16 protein-coding genes are annotated in these 16501 nt (G+C 44.7%); 10 read left to right on the top strand and 6 right to left on the bottom strand.

Annotated elements, in window-relative coordinates:
* From H2O73_RS19945 to H2O73_RS19925, 5 genes are all read right to left on the bottom strand, one after another.
* A partial coding sequence (locus H2O73_RS19945; protein ID WP_182110255.1) for an Hsp70 family protein occupies positions 1–120 on the bottom strand: 120 nt, incomplete at its 3' end.
* Between the two features lie 269 nt (positions 121–389).
* Positions 390–809 carry an Hsp20 family protein gene (locus tag H2O73_RS19940; RefSeq protein WP_182110680.1) on the bottom strand — a complete coding sequence of 140 codons (420 nt, stop codon included), beginning with the start codon at positions 807–809 and terminating at the stop codon, positions 390–392.
* A 463-nt stretch (positions 810–1272) separates the two neighbouring features.
* Positions 1273–2403 carry an N-acetylglucosamine-6-phosphate deacetylase gene (gene nagA / locus H2O73_RS19935; protein ID WP_182110679.1) on the bottom strand — a complete coding sequence of 377 codons (1131 nt, stop codon included), beginning with the start codon at positions 2401–2403 and terminating at the stop codon, positions 1273–1275.
* Positions 2400–3275 (bottom strand): N-acetylmannosamine kinase, encoded by an 876-nt coding sequence (locus H2O73_RS19930; protein ID WP_182110678.1) that lies wholly within the window; start codon positions 3273–3275, stop codon positions 2400–2402. Before H2O73_RS19930 ends, nagA begins: the two co-directional genes overlap by 4 nt.
* Positions 3275–3973 carry a putative N-acetylmannosamine-6-phosphate 2-epimerase gene (locus H2O73_RS19925; protein ID WP_182110677.1) on the bottom strand — a complete coding sequence of 233 codons (699 nt, stop codon included), beginning with the start codon at positions 3971–3973 and terminating at the stop codon, positions 3275–3277. Before H2O73_RS19925 ends, H2O73_RS19930 begins: the two co-directional genes overlap by 1 nt.
* Positions 3974–4220: 247 nt before the next feature.
* Here H2O73_RS19925 and H2O73_RS19920 point away from each other — a divergent pair, with 247 nt between their 5' ends.
* From H2O73_RS19920 to H2O73_RS19890, 7 genes are all read left to right on the top strand, one after another.
* The gene (locus H2O73_RS19920; RefSeq protein WP_182110676.1) at positions 4221–5186 is read left to right on the top strand and encodes a sialic acid TRAP transporter substrate-binding protein SiaP; all 966 of its coding nucleotides are present in this window, start codon (positions 4221–4223) and stop codon (positions 5184–5186) included.
* A gap of 63 nt (positions 5187–5249) precedes the next feature.
* Complete coding sequence (locus H2O73_RS19915) at positions 5250–5771, top strand: TRAP transporter small permease (RefSeq protein WP_182110681.1); 522 nt, start codon at positions 5250–5252, stop codon at positions 5769–5771.
* Between the two features lie 6 nt (positions 5772–5777).
* Positions 5778–7061, top strand: a complete 1284-nt coding sequence (locus tag H2O73_RS19910) for a TRAP transporter large permease (protein ID WP_182110675.1) — start codon at positions 5778–5780, stop codon at positions 7059–7061.
* A gap of 59 nt (positions 7062–7120) precedes the next feature.
* Positions 7121–8017, top strand: coding sequence for a dihydrodipicolinate synthase family protein (locus H2O73_RS19905; protein WP_182110674.1), 897 nt, complete (start codon positions 7121–7123; stop codon positions 8015–8017).
* A 140-nt stretch (positions 8018–8157) separates the two neighbouring features.
* Positions 8158–8991 carry a MurR/RpiR family transcriptional regulator gene (locus tag H2O73_RS19900; protein ID WP_182110673.1) on the top strand — a complete coding sequence of 278 codons (834 nt, stop codon included), beginning with the start codon at positions 8158–8160 and terminating at the stop codon, positions 8989–8991.
* A 155-nt stretch (positions 8992–9146) separates the two neighbouring features.
* Positions 9147–10283, top strand: a complete 1137-nt coding sequence (locus H2O73_RS19895) for an N-acetylneuraminate epimerase (protein WP_182110672.1) — start codon at positions 9147–9149, stop codon at positions 10281–10283.
* Between the two features lie 3 nt (positions 10284–10286).
* The gene (locus H2O73_RS19890; RefSeq protein ID WP_182110671.1) at positions 10287–11342 is read left to right on the top strand and encodes a YjhT family mutarotase; all 1056 of its coding nucleotides are present in this window, start codon (positions 10287–10289) and stop codon (positions 11340–11342) included.
* A gap of 93 nt (positions 11343–11435) precedes the next feature.
* On the opposite strand, the gene H2O73_RS19885 is transcribed toward H2O73_RS19890, so the two are convergent.
* Positions 11436–13433 (bottom strand): methyl-accepting chemotaxis protein, encoded by a 1998-nt coding sequence (locus tag H2O73_RS19885; RefSeq protein ID WP_182110670.1) that lies wholly within the window; start codon positions 13431–13433, stop codon positions 11436–11438.
* A 555-nt stretch (positions 13434–13988) separates the two neighbouring features.
* Between H2O73_RS19885 and H2O73_RS19880 the strand changes: the two genes are divergently transcribed.
* The 3 genes from H2O73_RS19880 (at position 13989) to H2O73_RS19870 (ending at position 16440) form a co-directional block, all read left to right on the top strand.
* Positions 13989–14348 (top strand): DUF3316 domain-containing protein, encoded by a 360-nt coding sequence (locus tag H2O73_RS19880; protein WP_182110669.1) that lies wholly within the window; start codon positions 13989–13991, stop codon positions 14346–14348.
* A gap of 165 nt (positions 14349–14513) precedes the next feature.
* The gene (phnR, locus tag H2O73_RS19875) at positions 14514–15206 is read left to right on the top strand and encodes a phosphonate utilization transcriptional regulator PhnR (protein ID WP_182110668.1); all 693 of its coding nucleotides are present in this window, start codon (positions 14514–14516) and stop codon (positions 15204–15206) included.
* Positions 15207–15963: 757 nt separating this feature from the next.
* Positions 15964–16440, top strand: coding sequence for a hypothetical protein (locus tag H2O73_RS19870; protein ID WP_182110667.1), 477 nt, complete (start codon positions 15964–15966; stop codon positions 16438–16440).
* Positions 16441–16501 lie beyond the last annotated feature (61 nt).

Raw genomic sequence — 16501 nt, 5'->3', positions numbered from 1 at the left:
AACAACAGATGCGGTTGTACGCTCACCTTCCGCGTTTTCAATCACGCGTGGTTTGTCGCCGTCTAGAACTGCTACACAAGAGTTAGTTGTACCTAAGTCGATACCGATGATTTTACCCATAATAATTACCTCTGGACCTTACATTAGTTATTTTAATGCAAAGGCTTTAAAATTCGATGTTGTTTTTTTAGAACATAAAATGCATTTTTGCGATCGTTATGCTCTGTCTCAATCAATGCGCGGGTTCAAATAGTGCCGTTAAACTGGTCGCCGAGTTCGCTGCGATCTATAGATTGAATAGGGGCTTAGCCCATACTCGCTATGCTGTAAGCGAATTCTTGTGGTTTGGTATTCGCGATCGCTTAAGCAACATTTAACGGCAATTGAACTTATTTGCTGATGGAAATCTTACGTGCTTGCATTGCTTCTGGTACTTCTCGTACAAGATCAATATGCAGCAATCCGTTCTCCATACTCGCTGCGGTTACGGTGACGTAATCAGCCAGTTGGAATTTGCGTTCAAAGTTGCGCTCGGCAATACCTTGATAGACGTAAGTTGGCTTGGTTTCAGAGGCTTTGATTTCGCCTGAAACGATCAGCATGTTTTCGTTTTGAGTGAGTGATAACGCATCTTCAGAGAAACCAGCGACCGCCATAGTAATACGGTAGTTGTGCTCATCTTTCTGTTCGATGTTGTATGGCGGGTAACCATTTTGAGATGGCTTCTTCGCGCTGTTTTCTACAAGGTTAAACAGACGATCAAAACCAATAGCGTGGCGGTATAGGGGAGACATATCTACATTACGCATAATACTATCCTTTATAAATAAGCAATAGTTCTCAACGCATTTAGCGAAGAGAGTGAATCCATATTCTTAAGCCTTGGTTTGGCTTACTTAGACATACGGTTCAATAGTTAAAATTCGGAAGCTTTCGTTCTGAGTGTTCAAAATGAGTCTTCCGTAGCGATGACGCGTTATTCCCTATATAAGGCGAATCGAGTCATCATCGAACTCCATATGGCAGTTCGTGTAATCAATATATGCTTCCGTAATTTTGCTGTCAATATAGTATTAGAAAAAATAATACAAAAAATTCCGGATGTTTTCGTGTTGTGTGAGGGAAGTACTTAATCTATACGTATGTCCATGTGAGATAGGGGGAGTTAAGCAGGGAGGAGTAAGCCACAGACGGGTTTTATTGGAGGATGCAAAGAGAGACCAACCAAGCAGAAAATAAAGCTTGAGTGGTCTCAATCATCAGCATTATTGCTTAAAACAATACCCCATCAACCAACACGGCTTGGGTTTGATATTGCGAGGAAAGAACCGTTGCTGCCGCGCGATAGCCGGGTTTCAATTGCCCTAAATTATCAGCGCCCATGGCTTGCGCTGGGTAGGTGGATGCCATTTTTAACGCTTCTTGCTCTTCAATGCCCCAACGGATCACATTGGCAACCGACTCATCCATGCCGATATGCGCGCCGGCGAGGCTGCCTTCAGCGTTAACCAGTTTATTGTCGATCACTTCAATGGTTTGCCCATCTAGTTCAAAACGGTTGTTTTTACTGCCTAAAGACGCCATTGCATCGGTAATGATGAGTAGCTTACCTTGTGGCTTGGCTTTGTGAGCTAGCAGAAAACTGTTTGGGTGAACATGGATACCGTCGGTGATGACCGAGCACCAAGCGTGATCGGTATTTAGAGCGGTACCAACGACGCCCGGTTCGCGCCCTTCAAATGGCGACATGGCATTAAACAAATGAGTGAAGCCATCGGTTAGGCTGAGTTTTTTCTCTGTTAAAGCTTCTGCGGTCGCGTTGCTGTGACCACAAGAGACAATCACATCGGATTCTTTAAGCCAAGTTAATGCCTCGTCTGAGACTTTTTCAATTGCCGCAGTGACAAGGACTTTGGCGTTGACTATCCATGGAAAGGCATTGAGTTCATCAATCGTGGGTGAATAGAATAATTCCGCGTTGTGGGCGCCTTTCTTCTCTTTATTCAACCACGGTCCTTCTAAATGCACGCCAAGCACGCCGGGAATCTTTTCGTTCACGGCTTGTTCTGCTGCGATTAATGCTTTAGCGACATTTTCAGGTGTCGAGCTGATTAAGGTGGGCATCAGATATGCCGTGCCGTGAGTGCGATGGGCTTGGCAAATGGTCTTTATCGCTTGTGGGGTAATGTCATTATTGAACATCACACCGCCGCCGCCATTGACTTGGATGTCAATGAAACCCGGGGCAATCACTGCGTCGGCATAGTGCTGGTGTTCTATATCAGCTGGCAGATCTGCGATGGGCGTGATTGCCTGAATGACGTCGTCTTGCCAAACCAAAGCCGCATCGTTGTGATAACGGATGCCATCAAAAATTCTTGAAGCTGAGATAGCTTTCATCATCGAGATCCTTCCTTGTTAAATTGAAAAGCCGCGCCCAATAAACAGGCATCGTAATCGCCTTTCGCCGCCACAATCGGTACTTGGAATGCGTTTGGGCGTTGTAGAATGCATCGCTGTACGCGCTGTAAATAGCCGTGCGCTAATCCCACGCCGCCACCTAATACAATCACATCGAGATCCAGTGTGGCTTTTAAATTGCAGCACAATGTCGCAATTGCTTCTGCACTGGCTGTAATAATTTCTTCGGCTTGCGGGTTCATCTCAGCAAGTTCGAATAGTTCGATATTGCTAATGACTGGGTTAAACAGCTCATCGCTGCGGCGCTTTATAGCGGTACCAGAGGCAATCGCTTCAACACAGCCAACTTGTCCACAGCCGCATTGAGGACCGTGTGGGTCGATGGAAAAATGCCCCACATGCCCAGCAAGTCCTGATGCACCGCTGTGCAATTTTCCATCAATGATAATACCACCACCCACACCGGTAGAGACGGTTATAAACGCCATATTGCGAGCAGATGAACTAATATTGGTGTACTCATACCACGCAGCGGCTTGCGCGTCGTTGAGCATGGCAACCGGTAAACCAGTCATACTTTCGAGTGCTTGAGCAAGTGGAAAGGGGGCGGGAAAGGCGAGCGTGTCAGGGTTGATGGCTGAGATACCTTGTTCAGTGACCAACCCTGTGGTGGAAACGCCAATGCGTTTACTTGCTGCTAGCCATTCATTGGCGTGGTCAATGATGGTTTGCGCAAAAGCAGTGACATCTTGCACTAAGGGAGTAGGGAATTGGCGACGCTCGACAATAGTATCGTTCTCTACCAACCCGATTGCGATTTTTGTACCGCCGATATCAATCGCCAATGTCGACATTAGTGCGCTCCTGCTTTTTGCGTTTCTGAGTTAAACCATTGGATCATCACTTCTAAGCGCGTTAACGCTGACCCCACAGTGACCGCTGTTGCGCCGTGCGCAATGGCTTTTGCTGCCAACTCTGGTGTGTTGTAGCGTCCCTCAGCCATAGTAAAGAATCCCGCTTTGGAAAACTGTTCAACGAGTTGAAAATCAGGTTCACTTGGCTCTTCATCACCAACATAACCCGACAGTGTCGAGCCGATAATATCGACACCTTGCTCATTGGCCCACAGACCATCTTCAAAGTTCGAGCAGTCTGCCATCGAAAAACAGCCCGTCGCTTTAATGGCGTTAGCGATCACATCGCGATTTTCAGGGCGAACACGATTGGTCGCATCGAATGCAATGATTGTGGCTCCCGCCTTTGCCAGTGAATCAACATCACAAACATACGGTGTGATCCGCACCGGACTGTCCGTTAAATCACGTTTTACAATGGCAATAATTGGTAAATTAACTGCCTGAGATACCGCCTCTACGTTATGGACACCCTCGATACGCAGTGCTTTTGCTCCAGCCAGTTCCGCAGCCTTCGCCATGGCAACGATGATCTCGGTTTTTTCTAATGGGCTGCCCGTAACAGGTTGTATAGATACCACAGTTTGACCTTGGAGTGACTCTTTCAACTGATTGATATTTAAATTATTTATTCTCACTTTTAGCCTCTCAAAAAGACATTTCACTGCGGAGTACAGGCAAATCAATGCCTTGCACAATTCGTCGAGTCAGCCGGTAGAAAACATATCCCTGGCGAATTTTTGTCCGCGATCACATTTCAAAAAAAGTTGGTTTGAAAATAATCTTCATCACTATAATAATTCATAACGAAAATAATTTTCAAACAAAATAAAAATTTTTTTGAGAATCGTGAAACCAGGTAGATAAAAACAAAAAGGGAACACTATGAAAGCCATTAACAAGATTACCTTCGCTATGCTTGCTTTAGGATGTGCGGTATCAGTTCAAGCTGCGACTACATTGAAAATGGGCATGCAGCCTGCTGTTGGTTCAGTGGAATACAATTCTGCAAAACTACTGGCAGACACCATTGAAGAGTTAAGTAACGGTGACATGAAAGTTGCTATCTACCCAAGTGCACAGCTAGGTGATGACCGCGCGATGCTACAGCAACTCTCAATGGGTGATTTGGACATTACTTATGCAGAATTTGGTCGTATGGGGTTATGGATCCCACGTGCTGAAGCAGTAATGTTACCTTACGTAGCGCGTGACTTTGAACATCTACAAACCATTTTCAACTCTGAGTTTGGTCAAGGCGTGCGTGAAGAAATGCTGACTAAATTTAGCTGGCGTGCACTTGATACTTGGTATAACGGTACGCGTGAAACCTCTTCTAACCGTCCTCTTAACAGCATTGAAGACTTCAAAGGTCTAAAGCTGCGTGTACCTAACGCAAAAGCAAACCTAAACTTCGCCAAACTTTCCGGTGCTTCTCCAACGCCAATGGCATTCTCTGAAGTGTACCTAGCACTACAAACTAACGCGGTTGATGGCCAAGAAAACCCATTACCAGCCATCAAGACGATGAAGTTCTACGAAGTTCAGGCGAACTTGGCAATGACTAACCACATCGTTAATGACCAAATGGTGATCATCTCTGAAATGACGTGGCAAGGTTTGACCGAAGAGCAACGTGAGATTGTGAATAAAGCTGTTGCGAAAGCTGGTGAAGCGCATAACGCATTCGTTGAGAAGCAAGAAGCGGAATTGGTGTCGTTCTTTGAAGCGGAAGGCGTGACAGTTACTTACCCAGATCTAGCACCATTCCGTGAAGCAATGCAGCCTCTTTACACTGAGTTTGAAGAGAAGATGGGTCAACCGATTGTGAAAACGCTGGCGGCGATGTAAGCCACGTTTGAGTAATAGGTTTTTGGTTAATATTCATTGCTAGGCTGGCCAAACTGGCCAGCCCTGGAGTTCAAGATGTTACGCAAGATTATCAACAATATCGAAGAGATCATTACCGTGCCATTGATGGCCGCTTTGTTGGTGGTGTTATCTTGGCAAATTGTGAGTCGTTGGCTATTAAACGACCCTTCGCTTTGGAGTGAGGAGCTCGCTAGGGTTCTATTTATGTACATGTGCATGATTGGTTGTGCCATGGCGTTAAAACGCGGTGATCATGTCAACATCACTTTTTTCTCTGACAAGCTACCAGAAAAGGCGCGCCTTGCTTTGGTGTTGTCACTTGAATTAGCCGTTCTTCTTTCTATTTTTGCCATTATTTATCTCGGTTATCAGCATGTTCAGCGCACCGCGTTTTTCGAGCTGATCACGCTGGGCATCTCAAGTAAATGGCAAACTTACGCACTTCCGCTTGGGGGCGTCTTCATGGTGTTCAGGCAAGTTCAGAAATTGATTGGCATCGTTAAACAGTTTTCACATTGTGGTAAAGAGATTGCGGCGTCTGATTCACAGATCGCTCAGAGGTAGAACATCATGGCAACTACAATTTTTGGCTGGCTAGGGCTGCTATTCGCAGGGATGCCAGTAGGATTCTCGCTTATTTTTGTTGCGCTTATTTTCTTGTTAGTAACAGGCAGTACTGGCATTAACTTCGCAGCTCAACAAATGATCACCGGCGTGGATAACTTCACCCTGCTTTCAGTACCATTTTTTGTCCTAACCGGTCACTTAATGAATAGCGCGGGTATTACCGAGCGTATTTTTAACTTTGCTAAAGCGATGATGGGGCACATTACCGGCAGTCTTGGACACGTAAATATCTTAGCGAGCTTGCTGTTCTCCGGTATGTCAGGTTCAGCACTGGCAGACGCTGGTGGCTTAGGTCAGCTGGAAATCAAATCGATGCGTGATGCAAAGTACGATGACGATTTCGCAGGTGGTTTAACCGCAGCCTCGTGCATCATTGGTCCTTTGGTGCCACCGTCAATCCCATTGGTTATTTACGGCGTGGTATCAAATACTTCGATTGGTGCGCTTTTCTTAGCGGGTGCTATTCCCGGTCTGATGTGCTGCGCGGCATTGATGACCATGAGTTACTACATCTGTAAGAAACGTGGTTACATGGTATTGCCACGAGCAACTGGTCGTGAACGCTTGAAGTCGTTTAAAGAGGCATTCTTGTCACTACTAACGCCTATCATCATCATTGGCGGTATCTTCTCAGGTAAATTCACCCCAACAGAAGCGGCGGCAGTATCGTCACTGTATGCATTATTCCTAGGTGCTGTGGTTTACAAACAGCTTACGCTAGCAAGCTTTTTCGACATTTTAAAAGAGACGGTGAACAACACTGCAGTAGTGGCGTTGATGGTAATGGGCGTAACCGTATTTGGTTGGATTGTAGCGCGTGAGCAGTTGCCACAAATGCTGGCTGAGTTCTTCCTAACTATTAGTGATAACCCACTTGTGTTACTGCTACTAATCAACTTGCTACTGTTGTTTTTGGGTACCTTTATTGAATCTCTAGCGCTGTTGCTGTTGTTGGTTCCGTTCCTAGTACCAGTCGCGGTTTCAGTGGGTATTGACCCAGTCCACTTTGGTGTAATGGCAATTTTGAACCTGATGATCGGTATCTTAACACCGCCGATGGGTATGGCCTTGTATGTGGTTTCGCGTGTTGGTGATATTCCATTTCACGTGCTGACTCGTGGCGTGCTGCCACTGCTTGTGCCGCTGTTTATCGTATTGGCACTGGTTGCGATTTTCCCTCAATTTACTTTGCTGCTACCTGAGATTTTCCTTGGGTATGGACAATAATCTTTAGTTAAAACAAGAATTGAGCCGGAGGTTCCGGCTCTAAAGAGTAGGATGTAAAAATGAACAAATTAACGGGTTTGATTGCTGCGCCACACACGCCATTTGATGCCAATAACAAAGTTAACTTTGCTGCGATTGATCAAATTGCTGAGTTGTTGATTGCTCAAGGCGTAAAAGGGGCTTACGTATGTGGCACTACGGGCGAGGGGATCCACTGTTCAGTGGCAGAGCGTAAAGCGATTGCTGAGCGTTGGGCGAACGCGGCGGGCGGTAAACTAGATATTATTTTGCACACTGGCGCACTCAGTATCGCAGATGCCGTTGAGCTAACCGAGCATGCTGAAACTTTGGATATTTTGGCAACATCGGCTATTGGACCATGTTTCTTTAAGCCGGGCAGTGTGGATGATTTGGTTGAATACTGTGCACAAATTGCTGCCGCGGCGCCGTCGAAAGGGTTCTACTACTACCATTCTGGTATGTCAGATGTGAACTTGGATCTTGAGCAATTCTTGATCAAAGGTGAGCAACGCATTCCAAACCTATCGGGTGCGAAGTTTAACAACATGGACATGTACGAATACCAACGTGCTCTGCGTGCCTGTGGCGGTAAATTTGATGTGCCATTTGGGGTTGATGAGTTCTTACCAGCAGGTCTAGCGGTTGGCGCGGTCGGTGCGGTGGGCAGTACTTATAACTACGCCGCTCCGTTGTACTTGAAAATTATCGAAGCGTTCAATGCAGGTGACCAGCAACAAGTGATAGCGTTGATGGACAAAGTGATTGGCATTATTCGTATTTTGGTTGAATACGGTGGCGTTGCCGCTGGTAAGGTGGCAATGCAGTTACATGGCATTGATGCGGGTGATCCGCGTACGCCAATTCGTTCTTTAACCGCAGTGCAAAAAGCCGACGTTATTGCCAAGATGCGTGATGTAGACTTTCTAAATCTGTAACTGGCTCGCAGCGTATAAGAAAAACAAGCTTATATGCTGCCTTTTAGAGCAGATTTCAACAAATAGTGCGTTGTTAATGTGTCAAAGTGCTTATCACTTTGGTACTTTTAGCGGACGAAACCAGCGATAAAGAGGCAACTGTGTATTCGCCTAAAAATTTGTTAGTTCGATTGCGATCGAATATAGAGCCGCTCAGCAAGAAATTACGTGTGGTGGCGGAATATATTTCGGAAAACGCCAATGAAGTACAGTATCAAACCATTACTGATTTAGCGCGTAATACCGCAACCAGTGAAGCGACGGTGGTTCGTCTATGTCGAGACATGGGCTATAAAGGCTATTCTGATTTTCGAATGGCGTTAGCAGTCGAACTGTCGCAAACGCAAGCTCGGGAGCCCCAAGATGTGGAAGGGGATATTTGTGATGTTTCAGCGCAAAATGCTTCTGCTGGTTTGCTAGACACCGCGAAACTGATCGACCGAAAAGCGCTAGAACGCATTTGTAAATTGGTGCATCACGCGTCTTTTATTAGCTGCGTGGGTGTTGGTGCTTCGAGTATTGTGGGGCGCTATTTAGCTTTCCGACTGATTCGGATCGGCAAGAAAGTGACCATGTATGAAGACACTCACTTAGCGGCAATGAACGCAGTACGCAGTCAACCGGGGGATCTGTGGTTTGCATTATCCAGTTCCGGCTCGACTCGTGAAGTGATTCATGCGGCAACGCAAGCGCATGCGCGTAACATTCCAGTCGTGGCTTTGACCAATATTAGCCATAGCCCATTAAGCGCGATTTGTGCTGAAATGCTGGTTGCTGCTCGTCCTGAAGGTCCATTAACGGGGGGCGCGTTTGCATCAAAAGTTGGTGCTTTGTTATTGGTTGATGTGCTCGTTAACACGCTATTAGAAACTTACCCAGAGTATTCAGAATCGGTATTAGAAACAGCTGAAGTTGTCGTACCGTTGATGAAGTAACCTGTTCAACATTAGCCTGCGTTTGCGGGCTTTATTTTACCTGTTTTTCGGAGAAATAATTCTTTCTAATAAGTTGTCGTGGAAAATATTTTTTTAATGCGGGTGTGTTTGCCGGGGGGCTAAACCATTTGCGCTTAAATAAGGAAATAAAGAACATGAAACCATTATTACTGGCGATACCTTTGCTTGCTGCTTTTTCTGTCTCTGCCAATCAATCTTGGCCAGACCTACCTCAAGGGGTTAAAAATGGTGTTGGTGCTCAAATAGACTCTAAGATCTACGTCGGTCTAGGCTCTCTGGGTCAACAACTTTATATGTTAGATCTCGACCATCTGGACAAAGGCTGGCAAAAACAAGCGGACTTTACCGGTCCCGCTCGTGATGGTGCAACTGCAAGCGTCATCAATAACGACATCTATATTTTCGGCGGATCAGGTAAAGTCGATGAAAAGGCGAAGTCACCAGTAATATTTGATAGCGTCTACCGATTTGATAGCGACAAAAATAGCTGGGCTCAAGTTAAAACCCAAGCTCCCGTAGGTCTATTGGGCGCAGCTTCCTATTCACCAGATAACCAGCAAGTGCTCTTCTTTGGTGGCTACAACAAAGGCTTATTTGATAAATACTTAGCCGATATTCTTTCTACCGATCAAAAAGCGACCCCTGAAAAGTGGCAGAGAATTGTTGATGATTACATGGGTATGAAGCCGGTGGATTACCAATGGAACCGCCAAGTATTAAGCTTTAACCCTTCGACGAATCAATGGCAAGCGCTAGGTGCTTCGCCATACCTGCCCAATTGTGGCGCAGCCATGGTGGTTGATAAGCAAAACGCACTACTCATTAGTGGCGAAATTAAACCCGGTTTGCGCACGGCAGAAGTGAAGTCTTATCATTTTGGTAAGCCACAACCTTGGCTCAGTGAACATCCATTGCCAACACCAAGCTCGCAACCATTGCAAGAAGGGGTCGCAGGTGCTTTCGCTGGGGTGAGTAACGGCGCCGTTATTGTCGCTGGTGGCGCGAATTTTCATGGTGCGAAAGTGGCATTTGATAAAGGCAATATGTTTGCCCATCAAGGGCTAGCGAAAGCCTTCAACGCAGAAACCTACGTTTTTAATAACGGCGCATGGCAGCAGAGTGGAGACCTAAAAGAAGGGCTCGCCTATGGTCTTTCATTTACGGTTAAAGATGGCGTTTTGATCGTTGGTGGCGAGCAATCCGATAAAAGTGCGAGCGCCAAAGTGGCGAAGCTCACATGGAATGGCAAGCAAGTTGAGCAACAGGATTAATTGATGAAGATGCACTTTTCACCGTTGCCATCTCTCCCTGTTGGGTTGAAGAATGGCGTTGGTTTTGCTCAACAAGACGTGATATACGCCGGGCTAGGGAGCCTTGGGTCGCAGTGGTTAATGCTTGATATAGCGTCTGGTCATGGCTGGCAAGCCAAAGCGCCATTTCCAGGAACTAGTCGTAATGATGCCGTATGCATTGCTGTCGCTGGTGGCTGTTATGTGTTGTCTGGTGCGGGCGTTATCGATGGTTACGATTACCCGACTGTACTGACTGATGGCTATTTCTATAATTGCACCGAGGATTCTTGGCATTTGGTGACCGATCAAATCCCGGTAGGGCTACTGGGCGCGGCGGGGAGTGCGGTGGGTGAGTACCTATTCCTGATTGGCGGTTACAACAAGTGCCAATTTGATGGTTTAATGGCGCAGCTTAACAGCCCGTTAATGGCGTCAGACCCTGATAAGAAGCAAGCCTGCTTAGTTGAGTTCATGTCTAAGCCGATTGAAGACTATCAATGGAATGACAAAATATTTCGATTCGAACTCAGTAGCAAACAGTGGCAAGAAGTTGGTGAAAACCCGTTTCAAGCCAACTGCGGTGCAGGTGTATTACACAGTAACGGTAGCTTAGTACTTGTCGAAGGTGAGGTTAAGCCGGGGCTGCGTAGCTTGCACACTAAGCAATACCAGTTTGAGGGTGGAAAACTGGCACAAGCCAACTATTTAGCCTCAATCATTGAATGTGATCCCACTCATGAGGGATTAGCTGGTGCTTATTGTGGTGAAATAAACGGTCTCTGGGTAGTTGCTGGTGGCGCATTCTTTATTGGCAGTCAAAGTAATTACAGAACTGAGAAACACTATAGCCATCAAGGTTTGAGCAAAACCTTTTCCGATGCTGTATGGTGTTTTGATGGTTGTGAATGGCAACTTGCGGGGCAGCTACCACAAGGCGGTGCTTATGGTGTCTCAGTGACTACGCCTCAAGGAATGGTCTTACTTGGCGGTGAATCACAACAAGGCGAAGCGCTAACTTACTGCTACTTGTTGACTTGATCTAAACCGTACAATTTTCCTCAATCACTCACTAATAAAAAGCCCGATAATCGTCAATGATATCGGGCTTTTTTTTATTACTTTAGACAGGCTTTATGCCAGTTTGAAGCGATCTAGCTGCTCTTTGAGTTCGTCTGCTTCGGTTTGATAGCCATTAACGATACTATTGAGTTCATCGGCTTGATGACTGGTTTGGTGAGCAATTTCATTGAGAATATCGACATCTTTATCAATCGCTTCACATGCTTTTGATTGTTCTATGGTCGATTGAGCAATTGAGCTGATGTGATTATTTACATATTCGATGCTTTGCTCAAGCGTAGCAACGCTTTGGTTAACGTGTTTGACTGATTCAAATGTGTCGTCACTCGCTTGCTTACTCTTTGCCATGCTCTCTACTGAGAAGTGGGTTTTTTGCGTGATCTTGGCAAGCAATTTGCCGATACTTTCCGTTGCCTCTTGGCTTCGTTGTGCCAGATCTCTGACTTCAGATGAAACAACTGCGAAACCACGACCGTGTTCGCCCGCCCGCGCCGCTTCAATGGCGGCATTGAGTGCCAGTAGGTTGGTTTGCTCAGAAACACCATTAATGGTTTCCACTATCAACCCAATGCTTTGGGTATCGGCTGCCAGTTCAGACATACATTGCTCAGTTGCATTGATTTGCTCAAGTAGGCTTTGTACCGAGTTAAATGAACGCTCACTTTGACGCTGACATTCTTGAACATTGTCATTCATTGACGATGTATCATCCATCGCTCGCTCGGCAGACTCGGCGATGCCCACACTCGATTGAGCCAGTTCAGTCATGGCCGTGGCAATGTTGTCACATTTAGCGATAGTGGCGTAGCTGCTCTTTTCCAACTCATCTGATGAATTAACGATGCGGTCTAATCGCTTGGTGTTTTGATCATTGGTTTTGGTGACTTCACCGAGTAGATGGTTCAAATTGCCAATCAATTTATTGAAACTCGCGGCAATGGATGAAATTTCATCTTTACCATCACTATTGAGCTCGAAAGTGAGGTCTTTCTGTTTCGAAATGGTGTTTAAGTCACTTTCTATTCGACCTACGCGTTGACGTAGACTCGTCACGATTGATACCAACAGTAGAGTAATCAATAACGTGGTCACCACTGTTGCGGCGATGAGTATATTACGGTTGAGTATGGATTGGGATGCCGTATCTGCTGCGTATTGCATCATCTGGGTTTGAATCGAGTTTCTTAGAGTATTGAGGAGTCCGATCCGTTTTGTTGCCATAGGGAACCATTCGGTTGCACTTGGCCCTTGAATATTGGCGAGCGAATGCTGCTGGGCTAAAAACTGCTGTTGTACCGATTCAACATCGCGCCATGCTTTTTGCGTTTGTAGCTGATCTAATTGTAAGCGCAAAGTTTGCGGCATGATGATTTCGGCACTGCGTTTAGCGTAATTACCTGATTGAATATAACCGAGGATATTGGCGTAGGTTACCGGCGTGGCATTGCCTCGGGCAAAAACGCCGTTGAGTGCGCCACGGATTTGACCAGCTCGCTCTTTCATTTCCACAACAGAAATCAGTGATTTACCAAGTGCACTTAACTCATGGCTGCGTGTTTCACTGATCAATAGGTCGATGTTATCAATGATGAGTTGGTTGAGGTTTGAATAATAACCAAATGGGGCGATTTGAGGTTCAAGGGCATCCACACCTTTACGTACCTGCGGAAGGTTAGCCAGTTCGCGATTGATATCTTTGACTAATGCATTGATGAGATGCGATGGCAGTATGGCGGAATCAAATTGGTTTAAAGTGGCAATAGCAGAGTCTACTTTTGCTCTTTGTTGAGCCAAATTCTGGACGATCTCTGCTTTTCCGTTACTGCCAAGAACGCCGGCGGTAAGCCCACGTTCAACGGCGAGGTTGTGAGCAAGATTATCGTATTGAACGACAAGACTGACCAACTGCTCATCTTTTAATGCGGTTTTTGATTTTGTATTTAGTTGAAAGATGTCTAAAGCGGCAAGTAAAACGGCAATTGTTAATGGAATAGTGACAATGAGGCTAACGATAAAATAGAGTGGAAACCGACGTAGTATGGATTGCATTTTTATTATCTCCCTGACTCGAAGCAAGCTAAATCCAATTGAGTCTAGTAGCATAATGTTTTGCCGGATAGCTTTGTTTTTCAATAATTTAACATTTGCAGGTAAATGTTGTTAATATTGTGAAAACGATCAATTAAGTGGCGTATGAATAGTGCCAGAGGCTCAATTTTTGATGGGTTAATGAAATCATTATTGCTAGGTGATTTTTGTGTAACTACCTGATTACTATCTTTTAATGTCAAATTATTTATTGTGTCAAAGTAATGACGTTGGTAAGGCGTTATATCGAATTGAAATAATAAAGTATTGTTAATAATTAGATCGAATCAGAATGCCAGAGTCATTCGCTCAAATATGTCGAAAGCGCCTGTTAACTATCAGAACGGCTGACATATTTCTTAAAAAGCAAAATTTGCGCCGATAAAAGTTCCCATATTTAATGGAAAAAATAGCGAGACCTTGTTTGAAATGTTCCTCAGAGCGAGTAGGTCTATATCGTTACTTTTGATGTTCGAGTGGCACAAACCCGAACATAAGGTACCAAAGGAGCAAATTATGAAACGTTCAATCACACTCGCGATGTTAATAGCAATAGCCATTGCCCCGATGACGACATTTGCTGGTGGTTACCACTTAGAAAGCAAAGTGAAACAGATCTCCGGTAGCGTTGTTGGCTCAAAGCAGGCCGCTTATGATGAAGGTTTAGTCATGATCAACGACTATCGCAGCAAATCATCCATTGAATTACGTAAAGAGTTCTCAAGTACGTTTGATTACGTCGATCGCCGGTCTTTTTCTGTCACTAATACGAAAGTAACGGTCGATGAGTTTTTGCAAAGCAACGGTCAGATTGCTTATCAACCCGTTTTAAGTGTTCGTTACGAATTTAGAAAACGCGAGATTGGTAACCGATAAATCAATATTTTGATCTCCATCCAAGTTCAAAAACAGATAATACGAGGGCTTTCGCCCTCTATTTCTTTACGCCTCAGATGGCTTTATTGTGAATACACTCCCTAGCGTTTATGCGGTATATTACGTGGGCTGTATACTGGCTTAGCGTAAAGAAAAGGAATACTCGTGCAGTACGTAAAGATTAAAGATTCGATAGTAGAACAGATTGAAACGGGTATGCTCGCTCCGAGGCAAAAACTACCAGCAGAGCGTAAACTAGCCGAATCTTTTAATACGACTCGAGTGACTCTACGAGAGGCGTTGTCTATATTAGAAGCGGATGGGCGTATCTATCGCGAAGATCGCCGAGGCTGGTTTATATCTCCAATGCCTCTGCGCTATAACTTAACTCAGTCACAGCAGTTTTCAAACATGGCGGTTGAGCAAAACCGTACTCCCCAAACCGTTTTATTATTAGCCAAAGCAACACTTGCCAATAAATTCGCTTCGCAATTATTGGAGCTGCCTCCTTTCTCTGACGTATTTCATATTGATCGAATTCGCTATTTAGAAGAGCGACCGGTTGCTTTTGTTACTCACTATATTCGCCCTGAACAGTGCCCTAATTTGTTGCAGTATGATCTAGAAGGTTCGCTGACGGATATTCTGCGTGAACAATTTCAAATCGAAAATCAAAAAACACGTTACCGTATATCAAGCAGCGCTTTGTTTGGTGAAACAGCTCAAGCGTTAAGAGCAACCGCAGGAACGCCAGCCATGGTGATAGAACGGGTCAACTACAATCAACACGGAGAACTCGTTGACTGTGCAATCGAATATTGGAGGCATGATGCTATTAGTATTGAGTCATTCACGTAGTTTCGGCTCAATCTAGTATATGTGATTCCATACAGTATGATGGAAAAATGATGTTTGCGAGTTTTAATATTACTTCAGCAGTATAACTCCCAAACTATTAGAGAGCTGAAACTCAAATACTCACGACATTTCTTGAACTTATAATCGATAGCTGGTTTATTCACTAGCATGAAACATCACACCTATTGTGCAGAAACCTGCACGATAGGTGTATAGAAAGCGTTAGGTGAATAGAGGGAGAAACACAAGTTTGAGGATGGCTAAAGCTTTAAAGGGGGCGATAAATGAACAAAATTATATGGCCTAGCCTAGTATTGTCTCACTTCGCTAAAGTTTTTATTATGGTTTCTCTAGTCGTATCTTGGTGTTCAACTGGACTCTATAAGTATTTGTATCATCAGCATATTGATTTCGCACATCTTTGTTCCGTAATACTAATTTATGCTATCGGCTGCTTTATCTTTGACCGAGACCTACCGATTGGAACGATAGCGATGAACTATGAAGCAGAAAGCTCAGGTAATCAATTTGGACGTTTTCTAATCACGATAATTTGCTTAATCTGTTATTGCTATGTAGTTCTCAGAGTTTTGTAGTTAACATCATACGCAATCACCTAACAAGCAATTTAAGAGGGATTCACAACGCTTGGCATTTTTGCTTCTACTTCAAATTTAGCGCTTATGGCACAATGCTTTAGGTTGGGTGGTAGCGTTATTCACCCCTTAATTGGGCGTTAGGAACTACAAGGAAAATAATGAGCGAACTACATTGGACATTGTTGATAGGTATATGCAGTAGTCTGGCTGCGACCTTTATATTTATTGGCTTGAGTGAGCTAACCACACGATGGCTTATCCCATACTTTAAAGATTTCGTATATAGCGGAGTTCGTATTGATGGTGATTGGGTTTACCAAACGCAGTCGAGTGAAGCAAGTGAGGTTGATATTGTTTTAACTCTAAATCAAAAAGCAGGCAAGGTTTCGGGATCACTAATGTATGCCTATGGTGACAGGAAGACTGATTTTGATCTTAATGGCGAAATCCATAATATGATTTTCAGTGCTACTGCTGTAGCAAAATCAAGGCGTCATGTTGATGCTACCTCAATGCTTTTACATATTGATCAGTATGAGGGCTCCTTGAGGTTGACAGGGGCATTTAGTGCCGTCGAGCGAGTTAATAAAATAGTGTCGTTTGAGGATGTTATGTTTGTTGAAAGACGTTCCTAACAAAGCATTTAAGAGTGATTCGCAACGCTTGGCAGTTTCGCTTCGCTCAAGTATAGCCAAG

The organism is Vibrio marinisediminis (assembly GCF_014050145.1).
Classification (GTDB): domain Bacteria; phylum Pseudomonadota; class Gammaproteobacteria; order Enterobacterales; family Vibrionaceae; genus Vibrio; species Vibrio marinisediminis.
Note: the sequence above shows the minus strand (reverse complement) of the source record. Positions and strands in the feature narration are given on the sequence as shown.

Excerpts from the sequence above, each read along its gene's own strand:
- H2O73_RS19870 (WP_182110667.1), top strand. The coding sequence starts at position 15,964 with ATGAGCGAACTACATTGGACATTGTTGATAGGTATATGCAGTAGTCTG.
- H2O73_RS19910 (WP_182110675.1), top strand. The coding sequence starts at position 5,778 with ATGGCAACTACAATTTTTGGCTGGCTAGGGCTGCTATTCGCAGGGATG.
- H2O73_RS19890 (WP_182110671.1), top strand. The coding sequence starts at position 10,287 with ATGAAGATGCACTTTTCACCGTTGCCATCTCTCCCTGTTGGGTTGAAG.
- nagA (WP_182110679.1), bottom strand. The coding sequence starts at position 2,403 with ATGATGAAAGCTATCTCAGCTTCAAGAATTTTTGATGGCATCCGTTAT.
- H2O73_RS19940 (WP_182110680.1), bottom strand. The coding sequence starts at position 809 with ATGCGTAATGTAGATATGTCTCCCCTATACCGCCACGCTATTGGTTTT.
- H2O73_RS19880 (WP_182110669.1), top strand. The coding sequence starts at position 13,989 with ATGAAACGTTCAATCACACTCGCGATGTTAATAGCAATAGCCATTGCC.
- H2O73_RS19930 (WP_182110678.1), bottom strand. The coding sequence starts at position 3,275 with ATGTCGACATTGGCGATTGATATCGGCGGTACAAAAATCGCAATCGGG.
- H2O73_RS19895 (WP_182110672.1), top strand. The coding sequence starts at position 9,147 with ATGAAACCATTATTACTGGCGATACCTTTGCTTGCTGCTTTTTCTGTC.
- H2O73_RS19885 (WP_182110670.1), bottom strand. The coding sequence starts at position 13,433 with ATGCAATCCATACTACGTCGGTTTCCACTCTATTTTATCGTTAGCCTC.
- H2O73_RS19905 (WP_182110674.1), top strand. The coding sequence starts at position 7,121 with ATGAACAAATTAACGGGTTTGATTGCTGCGCCACACACGCCATTTGAT.
- H2O73_RS19920 (WP_182110676.1), top strand. The coding sequence starts at position 4,221 with ATGAAAGCCATTAACAAGATTACCTTCGCTATGCTTGCTTTAGGATGT.